The organism is Paraburkholderia sp. GAS41, assembly GCF_050436545.1.
Taxonomy (GTDB): Bacteria; Pseudomonadota; Gammaproteobacteria; order Burkholderiales; family Burkholderiaceae; genus Paraburkholderia.
Genome location: NZ_JBNDMK010000043.1, coordinates 1 through 23629 on the forward strand (window position 1 = coordinate 1; position 23629 = coordinate 23629).

General features: G+C 57.6%; 23 protein-coding genes and 5 pseudogenes. 14 read left to right on the plus strand and 14 right to left on the minus strand.

Annotated features, from left to right (window positions below):
• On the plus strand, positions 1 to 297 hold a 297-nt coding region (locus tag P3T43_RS33710; RefSeq protein ID WP_429285330.1), incomplete at its 5' end, for an integrase core domain-containing protein.
• Positions 298 to 336: 39 nt separating this feature from the next.
• Here P3T43_RS33710 and P3T43_RS33715 read toward each other — a convergent pair.
• A pseudogene (locus P3T43_RS33715) lies at positions 337 to 498 on the minus strand (transposase); the annotation flags it as partial.
• A 606-nt stretch (positions 499 to 1104) separates the two neighbouring features.
• Between P3T43_RS33715 and P3T43_RS33720 the strand changes: the two are divergent.
• Positions 1105 to 1227, plus strand: a complete 123-nt coding sequence (locus tag P3T43_RS33720; protein WP_429285331.1) for a hypothetical protein — start codon at positions 1105 to 1107, stop codon at positions 1225 to 1227.
• Between the two features lie 111 nt (positions 1228 to 1338).
• Here the strand turns inward: P3T43_RS33720 and P3T43_RS33725 are convergent, their stop codons facing one another.
• On the minus strand, positions 1339 to 1659 hold the full coding sequence (locus P3T43_RS33725) for a type II toxin-antitoxin system RelE/ParE family toxin (RefSeq protein WP_429285332.1): 321 nt from the start codon (positions 1657 to 1659) through the stop codon (positions 1339 to 1341).
• The gene (locus P3T43_RS33730) at positions 1656 to 1937 is read right to left on the minus strand and encodes a type II toxin-antitoxin system Phd/YefM family antitoxin (RefSeq protein WP_429285333.1); all 282 of its coding nucleotides are present in this window, start codon (positions 1935 to 1937) and stop codon (positions 1656 to 1658) included. The genes P3T43_RS33725 and P3T43_RS33730 overlap by 4 nt, the downstream gene beginning before the upstream one ends.
• A 636-nt stretch (positions 1938 to 2573) precedes the next feature.
• Here P3T43_RS33730 and P3T43_RS33735 point away from each other — a divergent pair.
• The 4 genes from P3T43_RS33735 to P3T43_RS33750 all read left to right on the plus strand — a co-directional run bounded on the left by P3T43_RS33735 (position 2574) and on the right by P3T43_RS33750 (position 7208).
• Positions 2574 to 4055, plus strand: a complete 1482-nt coding sequence (locus P3T43_RS33735) for an ISNCY family transposase (RefSeq protein ID WP_429285334.1) — start codon at positions 2574 to 2576, stop codon at positions 4053 to 4055.
• A gap of 672 nt (positions 4056 to 4727) precedes the next feature.
• Entirely contained in the window at positions 4728 to 5111 is a 384-nt protein-coding gene (locus P3T43_RS33740) for a hypothetical protein (RefSeq protein WP_429285335.1), read from the plus strand.
• 358 nt (positions 5112 to 5469) lie between these two features.
• Positions 5470 to 6036: a DUF1007 family protein gene (locus P3T43_RS33745; protein WP_429285336.1), complete on the plus strand. Its 567-nt coding sequence runs from the start codon at positions 5470 to 5472 to the stop codon at positions 6034 to 6036.
• A gap of 56 nt (positions 6037 to 6092) precedes the next feature.
• Positions 6093 to 7208 (plus strand): nickel/cobalt transporter, encoded by a 1116-nt coding sequence (locus tag P3T43_RS33750; protein ID WP_429285337.1) that lies wholly within the window; start codon positions 6093 to 6095, stop codon positions 7206 to 7208.
• Between the two features lie 300 nt (positions 7209 to 7508).
• On the opposite strand, the gene P3T43_RS33755 is transcribed toward P3T43_RS33750, so the two are convergent.
• Both P3T43_RS33755 and P3T43_RS33760 read right to left on the minus strand, forming a co-directional pair.
• The gene (locus P3T43_RS33755) at positions 7509 to 7892 is read right to left on the minus strand and encodes a GTP-binding protein (RefSeq protein ID WP_429285338.1); all 384 of its coding nucleotides are present in this window, start codon (positions 7890 to 7892) and stop codon (positions 7509 to 7511) included.
• Positions 7853 to 8026: a hypothetical protein gene (locus tag P3T43_RS33760; protein WP_429285339.1), complete on the minus strand. Its 174-nt coding sequence runs from the start codon at positions 8024 to 8026 to the stop codon at positions 7853 to 7855. Before P3T43_RS33760 ends, P3T43_RS33755 begins: the two co-directional genes overlap by 40 nt.
• Before the next feature lie 12 nt (positions 8027 to 8038).
• On the opposite strand from P3T43_RS33760, the gene P3T43_RS33765 reads away from it, so the two are divergent.
• The 5 genes and pseudogenes from P3T43_RS33765 to P3T43_RS33785 all read left to right on the plus strand — a co-directional run bounded on the left by P3T43_RS33765 (position 8039) and on the right by P3T43_RS33785 (position 12803).
• Complete coding sequence (locus P3T43_RS33765) at positions 8039 to 8788, plus strand: site-specific integrase (RefSeq protein WP_429285340.1); 750 nt, start codon at positions 8039 to 8041, stop codon at positions 8786 to 8788.
• Positions 8785 to 11007, plus strand: coding sequence for a hypothetical protein (locus P3T43_RS33770; protein WP_429285341.1), 2223 nt, complete (start codon positions 8785 to 8787; stop codon positions 11005 to 11007). The genes P3T43_RS33765 and P3T43_RS33770 overlap by 4 nt, the downstream gene beginning before the upstream one ends.
• Positions 11008 to 11100: 93 nt before the next feature.
• Positions 11101 to 11601: a hypothetical protein gene (locus P3T43_RS33775; protein WP_054043628.1), complete on the plus strand. Its 501-nt coding sequence runs from the start codon at positions 11101 to 11103 to the stop codon at positions 11599 to 11601.
• Between the two features lie 191 nt (positions 11602 to 11792).
• A pseudogene (locus P3T43_RS33780) lies at positions 11793 to 12245 on the plus strand (transposase); the annotation flags it as partial.
• 189 nt (positions 12246 to 12434) lie between these two features.
• Positions 12435 to 12803 (plus strand): VOC family protein, encoded by a 369-nt coding sequence (locus P3T43_RS33785; protein ID WP_429285342.1) that lies wholly within the window; start codon positions 12435 to 12437, stop codon positions 12801 to 12803.
• Between the two features lie 352 nt (positions 12804 to 13155).
• Here the strand turns inward: P3T43_RS33785 and P3T43_RS33790 are convergent.
• Positions 13156 to 14169: pseudogene (locus tag P3T43_RS33790) on the minus strand (PDDEXK nuclease domain-containing protein).
• A gap of 331 nt (positions 14170 to 14500) precedes the next feature.
• On the opposite strand from P3T43_RS33790, the gene P3T43_RS33795 reads away from it, so the two are divergent.
• Together P3T43_RS33795 and P3T43_RS33800 are read left to right on the plus strand one after the other, a co-directional pair.
• On the plus strand, positions 14501 to 14743 hold the full coding sequence (locus tag P3T43_RS33795) for a type II toxin-antitoxin system CcdA family antitoxin (RefSeq protein WP_429285343.1): 243 nt from the start codon (positions 14501 to 14503) through the stop codon (positions 14741 to 14743).
• Positions 14743 to 15063: a CcdB family protein gene (locus tag P3T43_RS33800; RefSeq protein ID WP_429285344.1), complete on the plus strand. Its 321-nt coding sequence runs from the start codon at positions 14743 to 14745 to the stop codon at positions 15061 to 15063. The genes P3T43_RS33795 and P3T43_RS33800 overlap by 1 nt, the downstream gene beginning before the upstream one ends.
• Positions 15064 to 15409: 346 nt before the next feature.
• Here the strand turns inward: P3T43_RS33800 and P3T43_RS33805 are convergent.
• From P3T43_RS33805 to P3T43_RS33835, 7 genes and pseudogenes are all read right to left on the minus strand, one after another.
• Positions 15410 to 15841: pseudogene (locus P3T43_RS33805) on the minus strand (IS6 family transposase); the annotation flags it as partial.
• Between the two features lie 64 nt (positions 15842 to 15905).
• Positions 15906 to 16565 carry a plasmid pRiA4b ORF-3 family protein gene (locus tag P3T43_RS33810; RefSeq protein ID WP_429285345.1) on the minus strand — a complete coding sequence of 220 codons (660 nt, stop codon included), beginning with the start codon at positions 16563 to 16565 and terminating at the stop codon, positions 15906 to 15908.
• Positions 16566 to 16635: 70 nt separating this feature from the next.
• Positions 16636 to 18228 carry an IS66 family transposase gene (gene tnpC / locus P3T43_RS33815; RefSeq protein WP_429285346.1) on the minus strand — a complete coding sequence of 531 codons (1593 nt, stop codon included), beginning with the start codon at positions 18226 to 18228 and terminating at the stop codon, positions 16636 to 16638.
• A gap of 90 nt (positions 18229 to 18318) precedes the next feature.
• Positions 18319 to 18672, minus strand: a complete 354-nt coding sequence (gene tnpB / locus P3T43_RS33820; protein WP_062170938.1) for an IS66 family insertion sequence element accessory protein TnpB — start codon at positions 18670 to 18672, stop codon at positions 18319 to 18321.
• A complete protein-coding gene (gene tnpA, locus P3T43_RS33825) occupies positions 18672 to 19136 on the minus strand; it encodes an IS66-like element accessory protein TnpA (protein WP_429285347.1) in 465 nt (154 codons plus the stop codon). Before tnpA ends, tnpB begins: the two co-directional genes overlap by 1 nt.
• A gap of 86 nt (positions 19137 to 19222) precedes the next feature.
• Positions 19223 to 19423, minus strand: a pseudogene (locus P3T43_RS33830) (IS6 family transposase); the annotation flags it as partial.
• Positions 19424 to 19954: 531 nt separating this feature from the next.
• Positions 19955 to 21985 carry a DEAD/DEAH box helicase gene (locus P3T43_RS33835; RefSeq protein WP_429285348.1) on the minus strand — a complete coding sequence of 677 codons (2031 nt, stop codon included), beginning with the start codon at positions 21983 to 21985 and terminating at the stop codon, positions 19955 to 19957.
• A gap of 322 nt (positions 21986 to 22307) precedes the next feature.
• On the opposite strand from P3T43_RS33835, the gene P3T43_RS33840 reads away from it, so the two are divergent.
• A complete protein-coding gene (locus P3T43_RS33840; protein ID WP_429285349.1) occupies positions 22308 to 22922 on the plus strand; it encodes a deoxynucleoside kinase in 615 nt (204 codons plus the stop codon).
• On the opposite strand, the gene P3T43_RS33845 is transcribed toward P3T43_RS33840, so the two are convergent.
• A complete protein-coding gene (locus P3T43_RS33845) occupies positions 22912 to 23628 on the minus strand; it encodes a class I SAM-dependent methyltransferase (RefSeq protein WP_429285350.1) in 717 nt (238 codons plus the stop codon). The two genes, P3T43_RS33840 and P3T43_RS33845, sit on opposite strands and share 11 nt — an antisense overlap.
• Position 23629: the final 1 nt, after the last annotated feature.

The following is a 23629-nucleotide window of genomic DNA, read 5'->3' on the forward strand; positions in this document are numbered from 1 at the left end:
GACAACATCTTCGTGGAGCGGCTGTGGCGCAACGTGAAGCATGAAGACGTGTATCTGAAGGGCTACGCCAACATGGGCGAGCTGACGGTGGGACTCGCGCAATATTTTGCGTTCTGCAACGCCGAACGGCCGCACCAGTCGCTGGGATACGCAACGCCGGATCAGGTCTATCGCACGGGAATCGGTGGCGGCGCGTTGATCGTCGACAAATATGGCCACACGGATGAAAGGCCGGGAAAAGAATGCGGGACGGGGCAGCGCCGTGCAGCTGCAGAATCGGACGCGATCGCAGCTTAAATCGACCAGAAAAGTGTCTTGACTGATGGGTCCACTTTAGGCGGCCCGTTCTTGCAACTGCCGCTTCCATTCCGTGATCTGGTTCGGATGAACCTCAAACTGCTGCGCCAATTCTGCCAGCGTGCGCTCCCCGCGTACTGCTGCCAGTGCCACCTTAGCCTTGAACGCCGCTGAGTGCGTGCGCCGGGTTCTCTTCGTCATCGTCTGGTTTCGTTTGTAGGCATTATGCCTATCTCAGTTCCCAGCGACTCCACCTAATCGACTGTCCAGATTTCCGGAGCCACCTCTGAGCGAGGGTCTGCAGGTCGATATGAAGAGCGTCGCCAGAGCGGCGTGCAGACACAATTGGCTTAGCGCTGTCCGGGTCGCGCAGCGACGACACTTTATGCGCAGCACAAGTGTGTAAGTGAGTCAGAGGTGCCAGACGTATCTATGAGTCGCGGTCGTAGGGGCAGCCACTGGCTGATTGGAAGGGAAAGGCTGCTTGCGACAATGAGCGCGAACCGACGACCGTTACGTCGGAGCGTCAAGGGGACGAACGGATAACTGTTGACCCATGAGCGTCACGCGGTGGGTAAAGACCAGGCGGTGTCATAGGCGGCGCCTTCGGCCCAAGACTGTGGTCATTCGATAAACGCAACTAACGGTCAAGCGCTGCTTAAAACCCTTATCGCGGTTCCACCGCTCAGAAACCTGTCTACAGATCGAGGGGGCTGCTGCGGCACGGCCCCGGGGGCGCAGCAGCCCGTCGCAGTAGCGCTCGAAGGTCAGTTTGGCGCAGTGTTGTACAAACGGATGGACTGAACAATGAGAGGGCGAGCCAGCTCGCCCGAACTGGTGGGCTCGGTCTTGCCGGATAACGGCAACCTTCCCGAAGAATTCAAGGCAGAAGCGGTGCAACTGGTGGTTGATAAAAATCGATATGTGTAGCGGGTAGGATTCCTACATAGCTACCAAGATTGAAAGTTTGTCGACTCCACGTGGCATCGTCGTTTTGAATCAGAAAAGCCTCAGCTCGAAGACTGAGGCTCGGGTCTGTTTTTACATTCTGATGAGTCGTTTTGCGAGTATTGCTTTGAGGTCTCTTCTGGTGTCGCTTATGAGATGTATGTAGATGGTGTCATTTGCAATCTGGTAGATGATTCTGTTCATACCGCTGATGACTTGATAGTAACCAGTGAGTTGGAAGTCCATCAGTTCAGGCGGGTTGCTACCCTTCAGTGGAAACTCTTCGACCTGCTTGATAGATTGCTGTATCCTGGTTCGGGTCTCAAGCCATGTCCTGTTGCCAAACTTGTTAATGATGTAGCGTCGCAAGTCTTGCAGGTCGGACCTGGCAGGTCCGAGAATGACAGACTTCATTCGATCCCTTCGTCTCTGTCCATGCGTTCCAGTTCGGCAAACACTTCGTCCGTGGGCGTGAAGTTGCCAGTCTCGATGTCCTTCTGACCTATTGCGAGAATCTTGAGGAGGGCAACCGTCTGTTGCATGTCCTCATACGATTGGGCATCCTGCACGACAACCTTTGCCTCGCCGTTCTGGGTGATGAGCATGGGCTCGCCGCTCTCGGTGATGTCCCGGACGATTTCTGCTGCGTGACTTTTCAGGTAGCTTATTGGCTTGACCTGACTCGGCTTCATACCCGCTCCTTCAAGTGAGATTGCAGGACTAAATATAGGCCTAAATTCGGTCCACGTCCAGAAGAAGAGGTCGGCTGGTTGAAATAAGGGGCGGATTTGAATCAGGCACACTTGCTCATCGTTGGTTTGCATAATCCTGTTCCTTATGCAACACCGGCAGATGGCGGCCCACAGCGGTATCGGGAACAAAATTACTCCATGAGATTTTGTATAACATTGTTCTTTCCACGGACGATTGAAGCAATTTTGTAGATCTCCCGACGCTCCAGCGCGGATTCCGGGCCTGAATTCTGCCCGAACCGCTCTATCGTTTTTTGTCACTTGAGCTGAATTCATCCGTCACGAATCCCGGGGAGTGTATGTGGGTCGTGGGGAAGTTCACGAAGGCGTCAACGGCTACTGCGGATAGCGAGATGCAGCGATGACCGGTAGCTGACGGGTTGGGAACAAAATTATGCAAACGAACGCGACTACCAAAACTCCACCCCAAGCCCCATTGATTTGACATAACATAATTTATCAACAAAAAGAACTGTAGAGGCTAAGTAGTAATGTCCGCTTTTAGCCAAGTTCAAATGTCCGCTTTTTCGCAGCGTAAGCTGACCAGCCGCCGGCGTTCCGGCGCGGGAGGCTTTAATGGCTGCGACCGAACGGATAACCATGACGATGCGCGAACTGGACAGGTTCAAGGTCATTCAGGACGTCGCCGACGGCAAGCTCAAGCCGTGGCGCGCGGCAGAACGGCTCAGGCTGACGACGCGGCAGATCCGGCGCCTGGTTGCGCGACTGCGCGAACATGGACCGGAAGGCCTCGTGTCGCGTCGGCGCTCGAGTCCCAGCAACAACCAGCTGGACGCGGTGATGGCCGATCGGGCACTCTCGATCATTCGTGATCGCTATGTCGATTTCGGGCCGACACTCGCGTGCGAGAAGCTGTACGAATGTCACGGCATCCGGCTTGCAAAGGAGACGGTCAGGCATCTGATGACGGATGCAGGTCTCTGGGTGCCCCGCCGGCAGCGGCCACCGAAGATCTACCAGCCGCGTGCGCGGCGCGCGTGTCTGGGCGAGCTGATCCAGATCGATGGCTGCGATCACCGGTGGTTCGAGGAACGGGCGCCGGCCTGCTCGCTGCTGGTGTACGTCGACGATGCGACGAGCCAGCTGATGACGCTGCATTTCACAGCCACCGAGTCGACCTTCAGCTACTTCGAGGCGACGCGTGCGTACATTGAACGCCACGGCAAGCCTGTCGCGTTCTACAGCGACAAGTACAGCGTGTTTCGCAAGACGGGTGCGAACAAGGATGGCAACAGCGTGACCCATTTCGGCCGGGCGATGTACGAGCTGAACATCGACACGTTCTGCGCGAACAGTAGCCCCGCCAAGGGGCGCGTCGAACGGGCCCACCTGACTTTGCAGGACCGGCTCGTAAAAGAATTGCGGTTGCGTGGCATCAGCACGGCGGCCGGAGCCAATGCGTATGCGCCTGCCTTCATGGCAAATTACAACGCGCGCTTCGCGAAGCCACCAAAGAGCGGATTCGATGCTCACCGTCCACTCAGGGCTGACGAGAATCTTGATCTGGTGCTCACGTGGCGCGAGCCTCGCAAGGTGAGCAAGTCATTGACTGTGCGGTATGACCGCGTCACGTATCTGCTGAACGACACGCCCGGGCACCGCAAACTGATCGGCCGGTATATCGAGGTCTGGGAGTACCCGGATGGGCGTATCGAACTCCGCGCCGATGGTCATGCACTGTCATGCAGACAGTACGACCGGCTGACCGAAGTTGACCAGGGCGCGGTCGTTGAGCATAAGCGGCTGGGTCACGTGCTTCAGGTCTCGCAGGTGATCCAGGCTCAACGCGATAACAGTCGGATCGGAAAAGCGCCTTCGCGAACCCACCTCGGCGTTGCAACCAGGGTTCAAAGCCGCTCGCCAGGCAAGAAGAAGCAACGCGAGTTCACGCAGGCCGATATCAATGGTGTGATTCTGGAACAGTCGCAGCAGCGGCAAATGCAACAACCACGCAAACCTGGCCGTCGATCTGCAAAGGTGATCGACGCAGACGTAAGCGCCCTGCCAGTTCAGGCGTCGTCCTTCAACAATGTGTGAGACAAAAGGCGTTAGAAACAAACCCCTTAAACCCGGACATTTCAACTTAGCCGGAAAGCGGACATTTCAGAATGGCCTCGACAATGTTGAGGCCAGAGATCAGTTTTTATGTCAACCAGTGGCCCCCGTTCTGGGTGAGGCTAATGACACTGATTTATTCGTTGCGGGCCGTCGAGCCGTCGATATGCGACCGCGGTTTGGCAGCCATACAACGATAGCCGGCTTGCTGCCCGGAGATGCTTGTCAGGCGAAAATTCTGTCGCCATTGGCATGAAAGCCCGTTGCCCTGCTCTCTTTCATGGCCGTCTGGTCTTCAATCTGATTCGAGCCATCGAGAACACACCCATCACGAAGATCATCTGTAATGGTCTTCCGGGCTGGCAATTAACGCAAGAACCCTCCGCTCGTTACGCCCGGATAAACCGCAGCATTGCAAGTAATGCAGAAGGATATGGGTTGCCGTCGCGCATGACGCCAGCGGGTGAGGTCTGCTAGTCACTCTCGCGCTGGCGCTGGCGCCGAGCGCCATGCACATCCGCTCGCATCACGCGGCGCCGGGTTAACAGGTAAGGTGCGCGTCGTCTGCGAGCGCATGTGCCAATCAGTACAGGCAGGTTTTCTCAAGCGACGCCTGCTCCGTTCGCCATGCGATTACGCCAGATCCACGGGGCCATGATCATCGCAATGATCACCGTGCGGATGATGCAGGTGGCCGTTCACAAGATAGTCGACGTGGTCTCCATGGGGAACCGGTTCGTGCCCGCAGCCTGGCCCGTGTACGTGATCGGATGCGTGGCCGCCGCAGTTATGGTCGGGCGTACAGCGATCCGGGTTTTTCGCGCTGACCTCGAGTCTGTGCTCATCGACATGATCGGCATGAGGGTGGTGCAGATTTCCATCATGCAGATAGTCGACGTGATCGCCGTGCCGGATGGCCGTGTGCCCGCAGTTCGGCCCGTGCTTGTGATCGTGATGGGCATGATGCGGTTCATTGCAGGTGCTCATGACTATGCTCCTCAATTAACAGTGACGGGGGAACACGTCCGCCATGACTGAATCATAGATCAGCAAACGTGCGCCGTAGGGCGCTGTCGAGCTCGATGCGTCAGGCAGGACGTCGTCCAGGTATGCCGCAACATAGGCGTACCGTGCCTCGGCCTTCCGGAGTCGGTTTTCCTGACTTTGCTGTTACAACCATCGCGTTCGCGACTGCAAGGCACTCCTGCTATCGATGCGCCATGTCGATAGACAGTCGGCAGTTCATTCACGGCGCTTGCGAGGCGATAATGCGCTTCGCTCATGCGCCGCTTCATGTCGGGCGGCGACTGCGCACCGCAGGCTTAATAAAACGGACACCTCGACCAGCCCACATATGACTTCACTGATACGGTTTCCTGTTTGGACGCTCAGGCGCATGGTAGCCGTATTTGCCATCCTGAGCGCATCGACTGCAACCGCGCATCCACATGTCTGGATCACTTACACCGCGAAGATCCGCATGCAGGGCGCCACGATTAGCGCGATAACGGAAAACTGGCGCTTTACAGAAGGCTTTCCGGTCATGCTGGTCGGGATCGACCATCTGCCTATCGACGGACCAGTGGGGCCAGCACAAACGGGAATATTCAGACAGCAGGCGTTCTCATCGCTCGCTCCCGCCGACTACTTCAATCATCTGCTTGTCGACGGTGAATCCCAGCATTTCGCCGAACCCTCGGATTTCAGCGTATCGGTGAAAAATGGACGGATCGAATACACCTTCACGCTACGCCTGGTGAAACCTGTGGCCGTTGCAGGGAGACGGGTGCAGTTCGGAGTCTGGGACGAGTCGTTTTACGTCGACTACGAGCCCGGCATGGATGTCGCTGTTTCACTCGACGGCGGTGCTGCGCCAACATGCAGGATCCGCACCTTCGCCGACCAGCGTCATTCGATCTTTTATGGAACCGTCGTACCCCAGGCCACGGCAATCATATGTTGAAAACCATCTGCAGAATCTTTGCGGCTACGCGTGCCGTGCTGCGTAGTCGAGCTGTGTTGGTCCCGGCAATTCTGCTATGTTGCGGCTCGCTTGTCGCCACCGTCACGTATGCAGCCGAAGGCATAGACATCTTCGGCAGGCCGCTTGCAGCGTCAGCAGCGGCTGCCGCATCGCCTGCCTTGCAGCGGGATTCCGTCGTACGGCAAGGCGATGCGGCGGAACCGGATGCGATCGAGGTTCCCGGTCCTGTGCGCAAGGCGGTGCTGGCGGGGGTGCGCCTTCAGGCGCGCTGGAATGCCCGTGTCCAGGATGCGGCGGCCCGTATCGGCACCGAACGCGATCCGCGTCTGTGGGCAACCCTGCTGTTACTTTCATTTGCCTACGGCGTGCTGCACGCACTCGGGCCAGGCCACGGCAAGCTCGTGGTCGGGACCTATCTGGGATCGCGCGGCGCCCGTGCTCGCCACGCCATTCTGTTAAGCGGCTGGACAGCCGCGGTGCAGGCCATGTGCGCCATCATTGTGGTCATGGGAAGCATCCTGGTGACGCGCGCAGGCGCTCAGGGGATTCTCTCGCGCGCGGTCTCGCTTGAACTGGTCAGTTACGTGTTGCTTTGTGTCGCGGGCTCTTGGACCGTATGGTCAGTCGCTACGCGGCGCGACTGTTGTGTCGACACGGGCAAGGTCGTGCTGATACCACGACGGCCGAATGTTCAGGACGGCCAGGCTGACCAAGATCGCGAATATCTCGGCAACCGGCTGACGATACGCTCGCACCCCGCGCTCCGTCAGCCGGCGCAGATCAGGATAATGCCGTTCAGGCATATGAACTGGATGCGATCGCAGATCTTCCTGACCGGGTTGGGTGCGGGCATGCGGCCATGTGCGGGTGCAATCTTCGTGCTAGTGGTGTCCGCCGGCGCGCACGTACCGGAAGCGGGCATCTCAGCCGCATTGGCGATGGCGCTAGGCGTGACCGTGACGGTCTCACTCGTGGGTCTTGGTGCGGCTGGCCTGAACCGCGTAGCTGGACGCATCGGAATACGCTACCGCGTGGGCATTGCACGCATGCAGCGAACCATGGCACTGCTTGGCGGCATCGCAATCGTTGTGTTTGCCGCGCTTCAGACAGCGCTGCTGCTCGCCGGCGGGCTCACGCCGACTTTAACGTAACGACGCCCTGCCAGAGGCAGGACGCGAAGTGACGCTGCGGACCAGCGCAACCCGGCAACGGGCGAACTTGTTGGTCCGCCCGTCGACATCGATCCGCACAACGACGTGGCAAACCAGCTGGCAAAGTGCGAAGCAGTGGTGCGGACGCATCGAACAGTATCGGCTGCGGACCTTTCTGGGTCACGTGTCGGCGCACCGTGGGACTGCAGGCATACATTGTGACCACCTCCTGCAATCCCGTTGGCGGCGCCCCCTTTTCCGGGCGCGGGTTGTGATATGCAGCGTGGCCGGGGCATCGGTTCACCCGGCGCGCTCATCCTGCGCCCGTATCGCTGCGGCCTCAGTGAAGAGTCGGAAGGTTGCCACGATTGTCTCGCGCTCGACAGAACGGGTGATGAAAACGATCCTCGAACGTCTGTCGTCGTCTGGCCACGCATCGAGCTCGACCAGCGGATGGAAAACGTGCTGGACGCCGTGAATGACGACGGGGCTGTCTACGCCCCGCACATTCAGGATCCCCTTGATACGTAGCATTGACGGCCCCATCAGCGATAGCAGCACATCAAGCCATTCCGCCAGCACATGGCTCGGGACGGGATCGTCAATGGTGAAGCAAAACGCACGGATCCCGTCGTCATGGCGATTTACATCATGTTGGTGATCGTGATCCTCATGACCGAGCACAGCGTGCTGACCGACGTGCGATTCTTGCCGAGGGCCATGTCCGCCGTCGCGTCGATTTCCTTCAGATCGCGATGCTGACCATGAGAAATGTACGTATCTGGGAGGACGTACCGGGTGAACCGCCGACGGTTCATCTAACCTTCCATATGGCCAAACAGAAAAGCAACTCGAAAAGAAAACCGCTTACGCGTCGGGTCAAGCGCGAGTGGGCTCCGATCTTCGTTGCGTTAAAGGCCCGACGAACGGCTGAAGGTCTCGCTGGTGCTGGGCATTTCTTTGCTGTCGAATCGAACTACGAAGCCGGAACCCGCATTGCCGCGCTCGTCAGAAAGCTGATCGACTCCGAAGACCTCGGTACAGCAACAGACCTGCGCCACACGGCGGCCCAGAGACTCGTTGATGCCGGCGCAAGCCACGAAGAGCTCGCCGAGTTTATGGGCCATTCGAACGTGCAAACAGGACTCGTGTATTACGAGACATCAGCGACCCATGCGGAGCGTGTCAACCGTGCTCTCGGCGCGTCGGACATATATCGACGCGTGGCGAAAATTGCACACGACCGGTTCATCTCCCCGGAAGAGCTCACCCTTCTTAAAGGTGAGCAGCAGATTGCCGGTGTACCTCACGGCATTCCGATTGCCGGTATCGGGGGCTGCAAATCGGGCCAGCCCGCCTGTCCCTACAACCCGGTCACATCGTGCTATGGATGCAGGAAATTCATGCCCCTGCACGACAAGGCGATGCATGAGCGCGTGCTGGCCGAGATGCGTGAAGTGGTGATCTTCTTCGACCAGAGTTCCCGCGGCGACACCAGGTCGCCGGCCTACCTGCAACTGCAACGCACGATCGCCGAGATACAGACAGTCATCGAAGAACTGGAAGCCGACAACCGATGAATCCACACTACTCTGCGTTCATTGAACTGGGCAAAATGCTGGCCCATGAGAAACGGCTGTCGTGGGACATGCCTCTCGACGAAACAGGTGCCGCATGCGACGGCGTCGGCTGGAACCTTACTGTCATTGCCGGCGACGTACCGCCGCCGACCCTTTACCTGCGAGATCTTGGACCTGATGCGAAGGCGCTCGCGATCATCAATGCGGAGCGCGCTGAGCAGAGCCTGGCGCCACTGCCCCGGCGACCCCTCTCGCTGGCCTGGCAGGATCTGATCAAGGCATCCGTTACCGAACAGTTACTGTTCAAACGGAACACCACCGGACATGTCATGCAACACATCGCGCGACCGCTCCGGGTGGTTGCAACATGCGTGGAAAAGGATCCTTGGCAGCTAACCGTTGATGATCTCCGTATCGCGATTCGCATTGGAGCAGCGATACAGGCCAGCGGCAAACTTGGCGATCTGGTCATCGGTATCGTCAAGGTGATTCTTGATGCCCAACACCTCTGCGATGTGGGGCAGTTGTATCCGTCGCTAGACAGTACGCGCATGCGTACGAAAAGCGCGATCAAGGCGAAACATACCTGGTCGCAGGACGAGTTGCGCGCCGACCTGGAGGCACGCAAAAACGAGGAGCGGCTACCCGAACGCCGGGCGTTCTGGGAACTGACCCGGATCGTGATGACCGAGAAGCCGCGGACGTTCATGGACGATCTGCGGTTCGCCGCCGTGCGCACAATGATCGTGACTGGCATGCGTGCGGGCGAAGCTGCCCTGTTGCCGGTCGACTGGAAGCGCGAGCGGACGTATCTGGACTCAAAGGGGCGGCCTGCCGGCGAAGCCGGTGGCATCTCAACGTCGCTGATGGCCCGGCACTTCGCGGAAAAGCAACAGGACGACGAGTCGGACAGCCGCTTCCTGCGTGAAAACACGCAGCCTGTTCCCGACATGTTCCGGGTCCTGCTGACAGAGACGCTCGACCATGTCGCGAAGCTCACAGCTCCGCTACGCGCGACGCTGAAGCTGCAATGCGAGACGGGGCGTCTGCTTCCGTGGTACCCGGCCGACAGCCTCGTGCCCATCATCGAAATCTATACGCGGTTGATGGGTAACCCGTTCTGGCTGGATATTGGGCAGGAACCATTCATCGAGCGCTACCGTGACGACTTCGATCCGGCGGTACTCGTTGAGCTGTACGGCTATCAGATGGAACGACGCCGCAGCGGTGACCTTACACTGAACATGGCCGTCTATCAGTTCGGAAACCGTCTGGTAAAAGCGATGCGCGAGGGCAAGACTGGCATGCGCTTCCGCCATGGGAACGGCTCTCCCGTTAGCCTTCTTGAACGTATGGAATGGCACGCGACGCATCTGCACGTTGGAGAACTCGAAGAGCATATCCGGCTCAAAACGCCAACGAAGGTGTCGGACACCACACCATTGCCGCTTGCGGTCGGCGTCGTTCAGCCGTGGGAGTTTCTGTTCGTGCAGCCCAAGCGCTCGCTTGTCGAAGAGCGCAACGACGGTTTGTGCGACGTGACCCGCTACATGTCGGTTAACCGTCCTGATCCGACGTTCATTGGACAGGCACTCGGTGACTCCAAGGACCTCCCGTCGCTGTTCGAAAAATACGGACAGACCGACGAAGACCGTGCCTTGAAGATCGAGTCGCACATGCTGCGTCATCTGCAAAACACTGAGCTGTTCCGGCTGGGTGTCGCCGACACCATCATCTCGAAGCGCTTCAACCGGCGCAGCGTCGCACATAGTTACGAGTACGACCATCGCAGCCTCGCAGAAGATCTGGACCAGATCGAGATCCCGCAGGACATCGAGATCATGCTCGGTGAAAAAGCCAGCACGGTTGCCAGGCTCATCAAGGGCGGTAAGGCCAATGGCCCGATCGTGGACGCGTTCCGGCGCATCCAGGTAACAGAGGGCGACACTGCCGCGTACGAGTACCTTCGTGCCGAAGCGGACGGTTTCCATGCCACACCGTATGGACATTGCCTGAATTCATTTACGGTCGATCCCTGCCCCAAACATCTCGAATGCTTTGCGGACTGCCGCCATCTGTCGGCCACCGATCTGCCGGAGAACCGGCAGAACCTGATCCGGCTCGAGGGCAAGTTCAAGCTTGCCCTCGAGTCGATCAAGGCCAGACCATCGACCAGCATCGGCTGGCAAAACCAGCTTGACCACCAGAGAAGCGGCTGACCGGCGTACAGAAGCTTCTTGCCACACCAGCGGGCGAACGCCCCTTCCCTGACGGCGTTGACCTGTCACTGCCCCGGCAACGCGGAGTACTTGATGATTGAACTGAACGAGACCACGTCGTCCAGCGACGACGACCAGATGCGTGAGATTCTCGAAACGCTGCTGGCTGAGGACGAAGATATCACCGCACGCGCTGTTGCCCGGTTACACCCATCCATTAATGCGGCGTCGTCGATCACTCGTAGCGAATCCCGGAGCAAGCTGCTCGCTGAATATCAGCAGCGGCAAGCCGAATACCGGCGCTGGCGAGGCCGCGTTGCGAAACGCTCCGGCGCCGATACCGCGGCCTCGCTGGCCGACAAGGACATCAGGATTGCAGAACTCGAAGCCACTGTGCAACTACTGACCGCTTCCCACCTTGCGATGTTGCGCGCCGTCGGCGAACTCGGTGGCTTCAGCAAGTGGGCCAGGTTCTATGAACAGTATCGCGACGCACGGGACAAACTTGCGGAGCTTGGCGCGATACCAGAAGCAACCGTATCTCCAATGCCGGCGGAGAGTCTGAAGCGCCGGGGAGAAACAAAGCGTCGATGACTGTCTAGTTGGCGTGACAATGTTTGCATGATCCCCTCAGCCACGAAATGGCTGCGGTTCTGCGGTGGAAGCCGCCTCTCTCCCGAAAGGAGGTATCACATGTCCTATTGCCCCTTCTTCCAGACCCTGCACGATGAAACGCGCCCCGTGGGCAATCTAGGCAGGGGAACTCACTACTCTGTTCTGCGGGCAACCGCCACGGTCTGGTGGCCAGTGCCGTGGTGACGATCGCTGATGGTTATGCCGAGCGCGAAGCCGCCAAGGCCATGATTAACGATGCCAGACAGGCGCTCGATGACCCGGCGCGTGAGATTACGCTCGGAGCTGACAAGGGCTATGACGCCCAGGAGTTCGTGGAAGCCTGTGTGGACATGAAGGTCACGCCGCATGTGGCGCAGAACAATTCAGGGCGCCAATCTGCGGTACCGAAGGCGATTGCCCAAAGCGAGGGCTACGCCATCTCGCAGCAAAAGCGCAAACTGATCGAACAAGGCTTCGGCTGGGCCAAGACGGTTGGCGGCATGCGTCAGGTGATGGTGCGCGGGTTGAAGAAAGTGGATCAGATGTTTGTGCTGACGATGGCAGCGTACAACCTGGTCCGCATGCGCACTTTGGGGCAAATCCGTCCGCAGGTGGCGCAATAAGCTAAATCGGGGCTAAAAAAGGCACCGACTAGCCACCAGAGACGGGAATCGGACAATCAATTCCCGGATGGTGGAAAAAACGACTCCAGCTTCCCCTTCGGGAGGAAAGCCGCCCGTGATTGCTTCGGGTATTTCCGCAGCCTGCTAGGTGTTACGCTAACGCGAACGTCACTTACAGTTGAGGAAGGGATGGGACCATCGCTCAATCGGATATTGCTGTATGCGAAAGATGTGCAAAAGACCTGCGAGTTCTATGAGCGGCACTTCGGGTTTACATGCGAACTGGATGACGACGGCCGCATCGCCGAACTCGTCGCGCCGCATGGCGGTATCAAGATCATGGTTCACAAGGCTGGCAAGGGCGTGAAGTCAGGACAAGCCTGTATAAAGCTCGTATTCGACGTTCAAGACGTTGAGAGCTTTAAGGAACAGTGCACAAAGCGTGGACTCGAATTCGGTGCCATACACCAGGCAAGCGGCTACAGCTTCGCCAACGCGAAGGATCCAGACAACAACTCCATATCAATCTCCCGCCGAGCCTTTGCTGCACGCCAGTAAGGTTGCACACATGAAAACCGTAGATGGAGACGCAACACCGAGGATAGCAGTATCACGTTCGCTGCTATAAATCTGTTGCGTCTCCAGATAGGTATCGACGCAACAAACGCAAGCGCTTTGGGTACGCAACAGGAAACATCCAAAAAGTGGATATCCTGTGGATAAGTCGGCCGCCTTACCCGTTGAAATATAACAAAACCTGAAAAACCAAACCAACGCAACACCACACCATAGGTGCCAAGAATCAACATTTAAACATCCGCATAAAACATTGCCAATTCTTTTTATGTCAAATAAAGGCTGGATGACCGCGAAATATTCGGTCACTCGCGCACCTACGGGCGCGCCTGAATCAAACGTAGGGAAGATCTGGCCGAAGCTCTGCTTCGATCAGGTCGATCGACGGCAGCGTTGTTTCCAGTGATTCGGGCACCTGTCGAAGCAGCTGATACTCGGCCACGCCCATTGGCTTGGCGACCCCACGCAGCGCATATTCCGCGACCAGCCGGTTCTTTTCCTTGCACAGGAGCAAGCCGATCGTGGGTTGATCATCCGGCGCTTTCACCTGCGCATCAATCGCAGACAGGTAGAAGTTAAGCTGGCCCGCATACTCTGGACGGAACGAGGTTGTTTTCAGTTCCACGACCACATAGCAGCGCAATTTCAGATGGTAAAACAGGAGATCAATGAAAAATTCGTCGCCGCTGACGTCCAGCCGGTATTGCCGCCCTACAAACGCGAATCCCGCTCCCAACTCAAGAAGGAACCGGGTGATGTGACTGGTGAGCCTGCTCGATGTCACGTTCCTGTGCATCTTCAGTAAGGCCGAGAAAGTCGAAGATGTAGGGGTCCTTCAGCGCATCCCGAGCGAGATCGGACTGTTGCGGGGTAAGGTTTCCCTGAAACTCGTCACGGCGCTGCCGGCTCGCGTGTAGGCCGCTGTCTCGATCTGCATCGTCAGCACCTGCCTCGACCAGCCGTGCTCAAGCGACTTGCCGGCATACCAGGTTCGTTGCCCCGGATCCTTGACCTTGTCCAACAAGGTACAGAGATGGAACCAAGGCAATTGTGCAGCAGGCTGCTGCACAAATTCCGCGTCCGGCCAGGCCTGCGCCAGCGAGCGCATATATTTCAGGTTACGCGGGCAAAAACCGCGCATGTCGGGAAACGCGGCTTTCAGGTCCCGGGCAAGCTGGTCCACTACTCCAGCGCCCCACCCCTGTCGATGCTGACGATCCAGGATTTCCCGGCCAATCTGCCAGTACAGCGTCACGAGTTCGCGGTTCGCATTGGTGACTGCGCGGAGTCGGGATCGCTCGACCCTCTGTTTGAGTTCAGCGAGCCAGCGCCTGTAGTCGTCGCCCACGAATCGTTGGGCAGATTGTCGGTCATGCGCTCTCTACGATTGCCGTTGATCAGCGCTCATTATCCGGGCACCGACAGCCTCGGGCAATCTCGGGCGTTGACAGCCTACGGGTCCAAAGGGCGCCAACGCGCAAACGTGGCGTCAGTAATAAAAAGGGCCAAATTATGTCATGTCAAATGAAATTGGCTGGTGCTTAATAGGGTCAGCTATTGGATCTTCGTCACCCAATTGGCCGATGTTGGTCTGGCGCTGATCTGCCAGCGGCCGACACGGTTGCGACCGGCCAAACTTGTGCAGCATAATGCACATGATATGCAACATGGAGCCGCACATGGGCAAAGCACTCGAAGTTCGACCGCGTAAATCCACCAACGTTACCTTGCCGCCCGAGGTGCTTGAGCGGGCCAAGCAGCTTGGCATCAATCTTTCGCGCGCGAGTGAGCGTGGCGTGCGTGAAGAAATCCAGGAGGCGGAGGCCCGTCGTTGGGCGGAGGAAAACGCCGAACTGATCGCCGCGTACACTGCGATGGTCGATCGCGACGGGCTACCGCTCGCGAAATATAGGATGTTTTAATGGCTAGGTTTGATCTCTACGCGAACCCCGACATTGAGACGCGCAAGCTGGCACCTTACCTGCTCGACGTGCAAAGCAGCCATGTCGGCATTTTGCCGACGCGCATCGTGATTCCTTTGCGGCCTGTCAGACATCTCGCCTTCTCCGGAAAGCCATCCGATCTGCTTCCCGTATTTGCAGTTCACAGCGAACAATGTTTCCTCGATACGCCTGCCATGAGCGCGGTCCCCTTGAACGCTCTTGGCAAGTGCATCGGTTCGCTTTCCGATCACCCTGAGGCCATTCTCGCGGCACTCGACCGGATCTTCGGCGCATACTGAGTTAATGAGCGGACAGCCTAATTCGGCGTGCGGCGCGTCAGCAAATTGACCTTCGTCCGCTTGAATATCAAGATCTCTGCTGCACCTCCCCGCTGAAACCGTCACGGCAAAATCGCCATCGGAGATGCGATGCAATTTGACAAGCAACAGTAGACACTCGGGCAGGATGGCGCAGCTATGCGTCCCGGTCCCCCAAGCTTGTTGGCGAAGGTGTTAGCCGCGGTGATCGGCGCTGTGTTAGCGGCGGTGCAAATCCGGCACTAAACGGCGGCGCAAGGTTGAGTGAACGCGGTTGTGTCGCGATAACGGCGGCAATGCAAGAAAATTCCGCGAAGATAAGGAGTCCCTACACCACCAACGAATAGAACTGATCGGCAGCGGTTCGGGTGACGCCGCTGTCCTTTTTTCGGCGTCTGATCGCCCGATGATCCTGCTCTACGATGTTGTTCAGATACTTGACCTGCCGGACCTTGATGGGCGTTTCCCGCTCAGCGTTGATGGCCTGGAGGGCGGCAAGATTCGCCCCACTTTTATCCATGGTCACGGTCTCGGGCGTCCCGTTCCGCTCGATGGCTTTCTCGAAGTAACGGCGTGCTGCCGCCTTGTCGCGATGCGCCCGCAACAGGAAATCGACCGTATTGCCGGCCTTGTCCACCGCGCGGTACAAGTACTTCCACTGGCCGCCTACCTTGACGTAGGTTTCATCCATCCTCCAGCTCTTGCCGACCGGACGTTTGTGCTTGCGAAAGGCTTTCTCGAACAACGGTACAAGTTTGATCGTAAGCGCTAGTTAAAGCACACCGGATCGTCAGATGCATCGGAGAACAGGGGGTCAAGCCTGTCTACTTTTTGCCCCAGTTGTTCCACGCCATGCGCAGCAGCGTCGAGTTGGCTGCCCGTCGGTCGAACAGGTCGGCATCGAAGTCGTCGCCCGCCCATGTTCTATAACGCTTCGCTTCGTCGCTGTCTGGCTCCAGGCTCAGAACGCGCAACATTTCTGCATATCCGTAGGTGCCACCGACGTCCTCGGGCGGACAGGCACGTTCTCCAGCACCAATCCACGCCTCGCTGTGCGGCTCATGGTCCGTTTGAGTGACTTCTTCCACGTGAATGTCATGATGCCAGTCATCGCCAAAGTCATATCGATAGAGGAACCGGTGTCCCGGGTATGCAATCCTGTATAACCGCGCCTTGCGGTCATCCACCATTTCGGGATCTTCAGCAAACAGATCGAGCATGTTGTCGTTATCGCCCATCGCGTACGTCCGCCCGTCGATCTCGAAGTCATGCAAATGCGAGTCGGCCCACCCAAAGGCGGCTTGCAGGATGTGATGCAGCTTGCGCAAGGTGATATTGCCGTCGACGTGGATCCGTCGCCAGACGGGCGGTTCGATGTCACGGATCTGCGCGTGAAGTGTGTAGATGGTGTAGGACTTGGTCATGGATTTGTGCAAAGCATCGTATGGACGCAGGCGGAATTTGATTATCGCCTGGCGTCGCAATCGACTGCGCCTGCCGTGCTGCGTGCCGGGACCTATGCTGTGCGCTGTCCGTAAGCCGACACGAATCGCGTCAAGCGGATGTTCGCGTCGAAGTGGGTCGCATCGCGAAGTTGAACGGCAGAAGATCGGTGATGTCTGCTTCGGGCGGCCTTTGCGGCAGCTCGGTAAGCACATGCAAGAGATATGCATAAGGTTCGACGTTGCACGCCCGGCACGTGAGCATCAGGCTGTAGATCATGGCGCTCGCCTTCGCACCCGCGACCGTGTCTGCAAAGAGCCAGGCCTTTCTCCCTGTGCAGAAGGGCCGGATGTCGCGCTCGATCACGTTATTGTCAACGGGGGCGCGCCCATCGGTGACGTAGCGGCTCAGGTAATCCCATTGATTGCGCGTATAACTGATCGCCTTTCCCAGCAGGCTCTCGGGCAGGACCTGTGGGGCCTGTTCATCGAGCCACGCCTTCAGGGACGCCAGCAGCGGTACGCTGTGTTGCTGGCGCAGCCGGTACGTGTAGGCGTCCCGAGTTTCGCCTTCCGGCAGATCGTCTTTGGCCAGCGTCTCGACCTGATACAGCGCCTTGAAATACTCCAGTGCCTGCGCGGCACGGCCGCCGGGTTTCTTCATGCCCTTGAGGGCGTCGACGAAGACCCGGCGGCCGTGCGCCAGACAGCCGAAGTGCGTCGCGCCTTCGAGCGTGCGCCAGGCGGCATAGCCGTCGGTCATCAGGAGACCTTCATAGCCGGCGAGGAACGCCTGGGGATATTCCTGCCCGCGCCCCGGCTGGTAGTCGAACAGCACCACCGGTTCCGGACAGTCTTCGGCACTGCGGTAAACCCACATATACGATGTGCCTTGCGCGGTCTTGCCGGGCTCCTTGAGCACCTGCACTGTTGTCTCGTCACCGTGGATCAGCGGCTGCGACAACAGTGTCCTGCGCAGTGCGTCGTACAGCCGGCTGTAATGCAGCTCTGCGGGCCGGATGATCCAGTTCGCCAGCGTGCCGCGTCTGACCTCAATGTCCGCGCGAGCCAGCGCGTGGGCCATCCGGTACAGCGGCGTACCGTCGACGTACTTCCCCGCTGTGACGGTGGCGATCATCGCCGCACTGGCATTGCTGCCTGGCAACGGCTGCGCTGGCATCGGCGCGGTGATCACCGGCGTACGCTCGGCATGGCGTTCGCGGTGGCGGCATGCGTACTTGAAACGCACGTGTTGCAGTACCGATGCCTTCACCTCGATATGCAACTGTTCGCTGACTTCTTCGCCCATGCGGTGCAGCGCTTGCGCGCAGCACGGACAGACCTTCTGGTCTTCCGGCAGGTCGTATTCGATACGCTGGCGTGGCAGGTGTGCCGGCAGCGGTTTGCGTCCGGGCCTGCTTCGCGCCGGCCCAGGTGCATCCGGCAGGCCAGTATCGGGCAGTGCGAACGTGTCTTCGGTGCCGTCGGTGTCATCGTCGGGCTCGGTCGCGGCGATCTGTTCGGCCTCATCGAAGACGCGATCCCGGAGCTTCTCGCTGCTCGGCGCGAAGCGCCTGCTTTGCGCGAGACGGAACTGTTCTTCGAGCTGCGTGATCCGTTCGCCCAGCTGCCGGTTGCGTGACTCGAGTTCACGGATATAGGCCTGGGCGGCCGGCGGCAATCGGGAGAAGTCGTCCTCGTGCATGCCTCCACGATAGCGAAGTGTCGCCCGCTATGGGTTTACGGGAATTTGTAACAGGCCGGCCAGTTATTGCTGACCTGCGACGCCCAATGCTCAGCTGGCGTGATGGTACGACCGCACCGGATGGCGGCGCACAGCATCAATGTCGATGCCCTCCAGGAGCCAGTGCAACTGCTCGCTCGTCAGCTTGACTACGGTCTGCTGCCGGCGTGGCCATACGAAGTGGTCTTCCTCGAGGCGCCTTAACATCATCCAGAAACCGTTGCGATCGTAGAACAGCAGTTTGACCCGGTTGCGTTTGCGGTTGTGGAAGGCGAACACGGCGCGTGCAAACGGATCGAGCTGCATGGACTGCTCGACAAGCGTCACGAGACTATTGATGCCGGCCCGGAAGTCGATCGGTTCGCGATGCAGGAAGACCGTCAGGTCCGCCTCGAAGCGGAACATCAGCGCGCGCCCAATGCGACAACTATCGCATTTACGATTGCCACGTCGTCAGATGAACATTCGAGCTCAAGCTTCACGCCGTTGGGCAGGTGAGCCGACAGCCGTGCCGGCCGTGTTGAGCGTGGCGAAACGCAGGATGATTCTGCTCCGGTGGCGCGGTGCGACGCGGGCGCGGACGCCATGACCGTTGTCGGCGCGTCGATCGCGACCACCGGAACAAACGCCGACGAGGCAACTGGCCCGTTGTGCCCGACCGGGGGCCCGGGGCGTTCACGCGCCTGGACCCATTTATGCAACTGGTTGGCGTTCACGCCAGCCTTAAGGGCGAGGCCCGATAGTGAGGCGCCTGGCCGCAGACAGGCTTCGATCAGCTGTCGTTTGTCCGCCGGGTCGAAGCTTCGCTTACCGCCGACACCAACGCGCGTCACACGCAAAGGCAAAAAGCTCAGGTCATCTTCTGTCATGAATTGCGTCCGCAAGGTTGGGTTGCGGACGCAATCGTGAGCCTTATCAATAACGGAAGCTAGGTGTGCGAAATCGTGCGCTTACGTTTGATCACCCAGCGATGCACGCTCGAATGGCCGACCTCGAAACCACGTTCGGCCATCATTTCCTCGAGATTTCGCAGGCTCAGCGAGTAGGCCACATACCACCGCACGCACAGAAGTATCACGTCCAGAGGATAGTGCAGGCACTTGAGTACCTTCCCTACGCCGGCAGGCAGGGTTTGTCTCGCAGTCGCCTTCTTCATCTCACGCTTAACTTCGGGCAAATATCAACTTCGATCTTACTCCTGCCTCCTTAGCGCGACAAAACCGGTAGTAGTCCTCCATCCGCGCGAAACCAAGCATTTCCCCGACGCGAAATGCTAACCAGCCGGGTGGCAAATCCTCAACCAGATCGAGCAACAACTCTCAATCGTCGCCGTAGCCGAAACACAGCTTGCGCTCTGGAAGCGGCGCAAATTGATCAAGCCATCCGAGCAGTGCCACGCGAAGCGCATCGCGAGTGAATATGCTATCAAGCGAACGGAATCATCCGCGTAGATGGCGCTTAAAGATTCCTTATTTCGGCAAGGTCATCGTCTGTCTGACGCAGAATAAGTTGGAAGCACGCGGCGCACACACGCCGATCAGTCGAATAGGCCCCAAGCTTTGGAATTTCGATACAGGTCGTTCCCGCGACGAGATCATCGTGGCAGCGATAGCATTCGCTGAGGCGCTTGACGGGGACCCTTTTGGGGCGGCCGTTGGTACCTCCAATTAGCGAAGGCGTACGCCCTTTAGGAGTCGATTTTGTCATATTCCGCCTTTGCTTTGCGAACACGCCTTACAAGCACTTGTAGCAGATCATCCAGATTATCGAGGACGGAGCGGAATTCTTCCGTGGTGGCCTGTTGCCTCTCTTTACCTAGGCGCTTCTCCATTTCCTTGTTCACCATCATCAGCGCGCAGATGTAGTTGTTCCTCCCAGTGAGCTTCAGGGATTTGTATTTGTAGACCATTTCGTTGCCGGTCAGCTTGAGCTCAACGTGGTTCAGCAATACATTCGCGAGGCGCTTGGCCTGCTCCTGCATCCGTTTCCTGGCCTCTTCCCACTCCCGTTGCGGCTGGACCATGAAGGGCTCGGTGGGAGAATTCTTGCGTAAGGGAGACTGCTGCGCGAGCCGAACCATTTCCTCAGCTTTGCTGTCGTCGAGGCCGAGGAGTTTCAAACGTTCGCGGAGGTCGGCCACGATCTGCGTGTCCTCGACTGACGTGAAATCTTCCTCCCATAGAGAATCGACAATTTCTCCATGGACCACGACCTGATCGCCGGCACGGAGGCGCGCGGCACCGTCGAGCACCCCTTGAGGCACTTCTGGTTCATCGCCCCCAATGACCTTGTCCCAAAAGGCTTGGTCATCGTTCTCGAACTGCTTGAATTCCTTCAGGCGTTCGTCGAGATTCATCCCCAGATGGGTGACTATATGGCCGACATTGTCGGGATGACTCGGATCGTTCTGCACAACGACCCGCATGATGCGCCCGACAAATTGGATGTATGGAGCCAACGACCGGAACGGGCGAAAAATCGCTGCAACGCTCAACTTGGGGTGATCGAATCCCTCGCCCAGCATCTGCACTTGGATGATGCAATCGAGCGACCCATTGCGTAGGGCTGCGAGAATGGCGGCCTGCTCATCCTCCGTCTGCTTGCTATGGATAACGTCAGCGTTGAAGCCGCGCTCTTGATATAGCGAACGGATCTCTCGCGCGTGGTTAATAGAGCATGCAACAGCGATGAGTTGGTGCTGCGTCCCGCTTTGCCGAAGCTCCTCAAGCTTCTGCAGGCTGCTATCGACGATGTGTTTGTTGCAAAGCCTGGCCAGCGCCACGCCGCGGCTGAACCATTCTTCCTCCTTGAGCTTCAGCACTTCTTCCAAGGTGTACGTTCGGCCGCCTGCATCCGAAAAACCGAGCTCAATGGTCGACGGAGCGACGTAGCTCGCCTTTAGGCGCTTGATATAGCCTTTCAGAGTAGCGTTTCGGAATGGATACCGAAACACCAACTCGCCATCGAGTTCCTGGCGATCGCTTCTAAATGGGGTCGCCGTGAGCAGGATGACCTTTGCGTTTGGAAAGCGCTCGATGACTTTCTGCCAACTAGCCGCCGCACTGTGGTGTGCCTCGTCCACGATGATCATGTCGAAAAAGTCATCGGGAAATTGAGTCAACCATTTATCGACGTTGGTTGCGAGCTGATGGACATTCGTGATGACGATGTGGGACTTTGTCGCGATCGAAATATTGCCGCTATCAAGCGTGCAGGCCAACGGCCCGGACAACATCTGGTCAGCGCTCAGCACACCCGCTTTCCGCCAAAAGCATTTCTGGCGGTTGGTGATGTCCATCGCTTCGTAAAGACCGTCCTTGATGGTGAGATTGGGCGCGATAACAATGACTCTGCCTGCGGATAGTCCAAACGGCAGCAGAGACGCTAGGCCGCTCTTGCCGCAACCGACCGGTATTTGGAGGATCGCCTTATTCTTCCCGGCCCGGAAGAACTCATAGGTGCGCAAATAGCCTTCGCGTTGCGGGTCGCGGAGGTGGTCGTTTCCGTCGATTGTGAAATCAGTGTCAAGGAAAAACGACTGCATTGGCCGAGCGGTGCGCACCCACTGATCGAGCCCAATTTTTTCAAAGATCCATTTCTTGCCGATCTTCCGTGCCGGGATACGGCCCTCACGCGCCATCGCATACAGTGCGGTCTTACCCATTCCCAAGTAGGTCGCGGTCTCTTCAAGAGAGAGCCATCCGTCGTATTCTGTCATGTTAGTCACCATTTGATTATTAACGATAGTAAACGACAGATAGAAGGGCAAGAAAAATCTGTGTCGGCTGCCAGCCTGTGTCTGCTTCGGTGTGTTTTTAAGGAAGCGGCGAGCGGATCGCGCTTGCTGCCGCCGTTCTCTGATGCGGGTCGACGTCGTACGGTATAGCGAACTCGGCGACGGTTCCAGTCTGCCGTCAGCGATTGGCACAATGCCGAGTAAACCCTGCTTCATCGATGACGTCTCACGCGGCGTTGGTCGCGCGCGGTAGGTAGTCGATGTATGCTGCCATTCAGTCAAAGCTTCTAGGGGAGATTGACCAATGAGAGTAGAAATTTGCGGTGGGATAGCCGCTGGCAAGACGACTTTGGCGAAGTCGCTCGCGCTGGTCTATCCCGAGGTGGAGTTGGTGCTCGAAAACTTTACAGCCAATCCTTTCTGGGAAAAGTTCTACAACGATCCGGCTCGTTATGTAACTGAGAAAAACATATGCTTTCTTGCGCAACATACCGGTGACATGAAATCGATTTCACCAGACAAGATAATTATCTGTGACTACGCCGTCTTTCAGGATCTGGCGTATGCCGATCTTTTGAAAGATGAAGATCATTCATCTACCATGAGAAAACTATATTCGCATCTCTACGCGCACCTCTCTCCATTAGACGCGATCATTCATGTTGAATGCAGCTTACAAACTCAGTTGGACCGGATTAAAGCCCGAAACCGTCCTCAGGAAAAGAACGTTACGCAAGATTATTTGTCTGCGCTGAACGCACAGATTTATCATCAGCTTAACGTTTTACCGACATCCATCCCGATACACGTGATTAAATCCGATGACATGGATTGTCGAAAACTCGATTCCCGTCTGAATGATTTTGCGTCCCTTGTGCTAGGACTGCCTCAACGCTCGGCGCCGGCGTCTAAGATATAATGCCATTGGTATTTTTTTTAACTGAAAATCCCCATATCACGGATAGATTTGTCTCATCAGGCGCATTCAACTTGGGAGAAGTGATCTCCAATCCGGATTCAGCAGGCCCAACGTCGAAAAAATTGATTAGATGCAGGCCCGCGCTTTCGAATATATCAAGTTGCGATCGCAGATCGAAAATAAACGACGGAAGACGCACCTTTTGACCATTCGTCAAAACAAATTCTGCAGTCGAGATGTGTCGATCACCACGATACCGGGTAGCCCACCTATATGACGGGATCGTGGCAATAATGCGTCCACCTTCTTCTAAAACACGTGCAGCTTCAATCCAAAACTTTGGCGTGTTGTACGGATCACAAAGGCTGGCGATGATGAGTGCTGTGCTACGGTCAGGCCGATCGAGTTCGTCAGCAGGTGCAACCCGAAGCTGCGCTCCCAACGAAGACCATTTCGTCGAGTATGCGAGCATCTGCTTTGAGGCGTCAGTAATCTCCAATCCGTGCAGCGTTTGGTTGCGCCCATTCAATATCGAGGCAACGACGGAGTCGCCCGCTCCGACCTCTAGAATCGGTCGTGCGACATCATCTGGCGCAAGCATCGATTCAAGGTAGAACCGACTGAAGCGGCAGAAATCGTAGCATGTAGGATGGAGCTTATGGTCGTAATACTCAGCGGCCACGGCCGAATAGTTCTCGTTCATCATC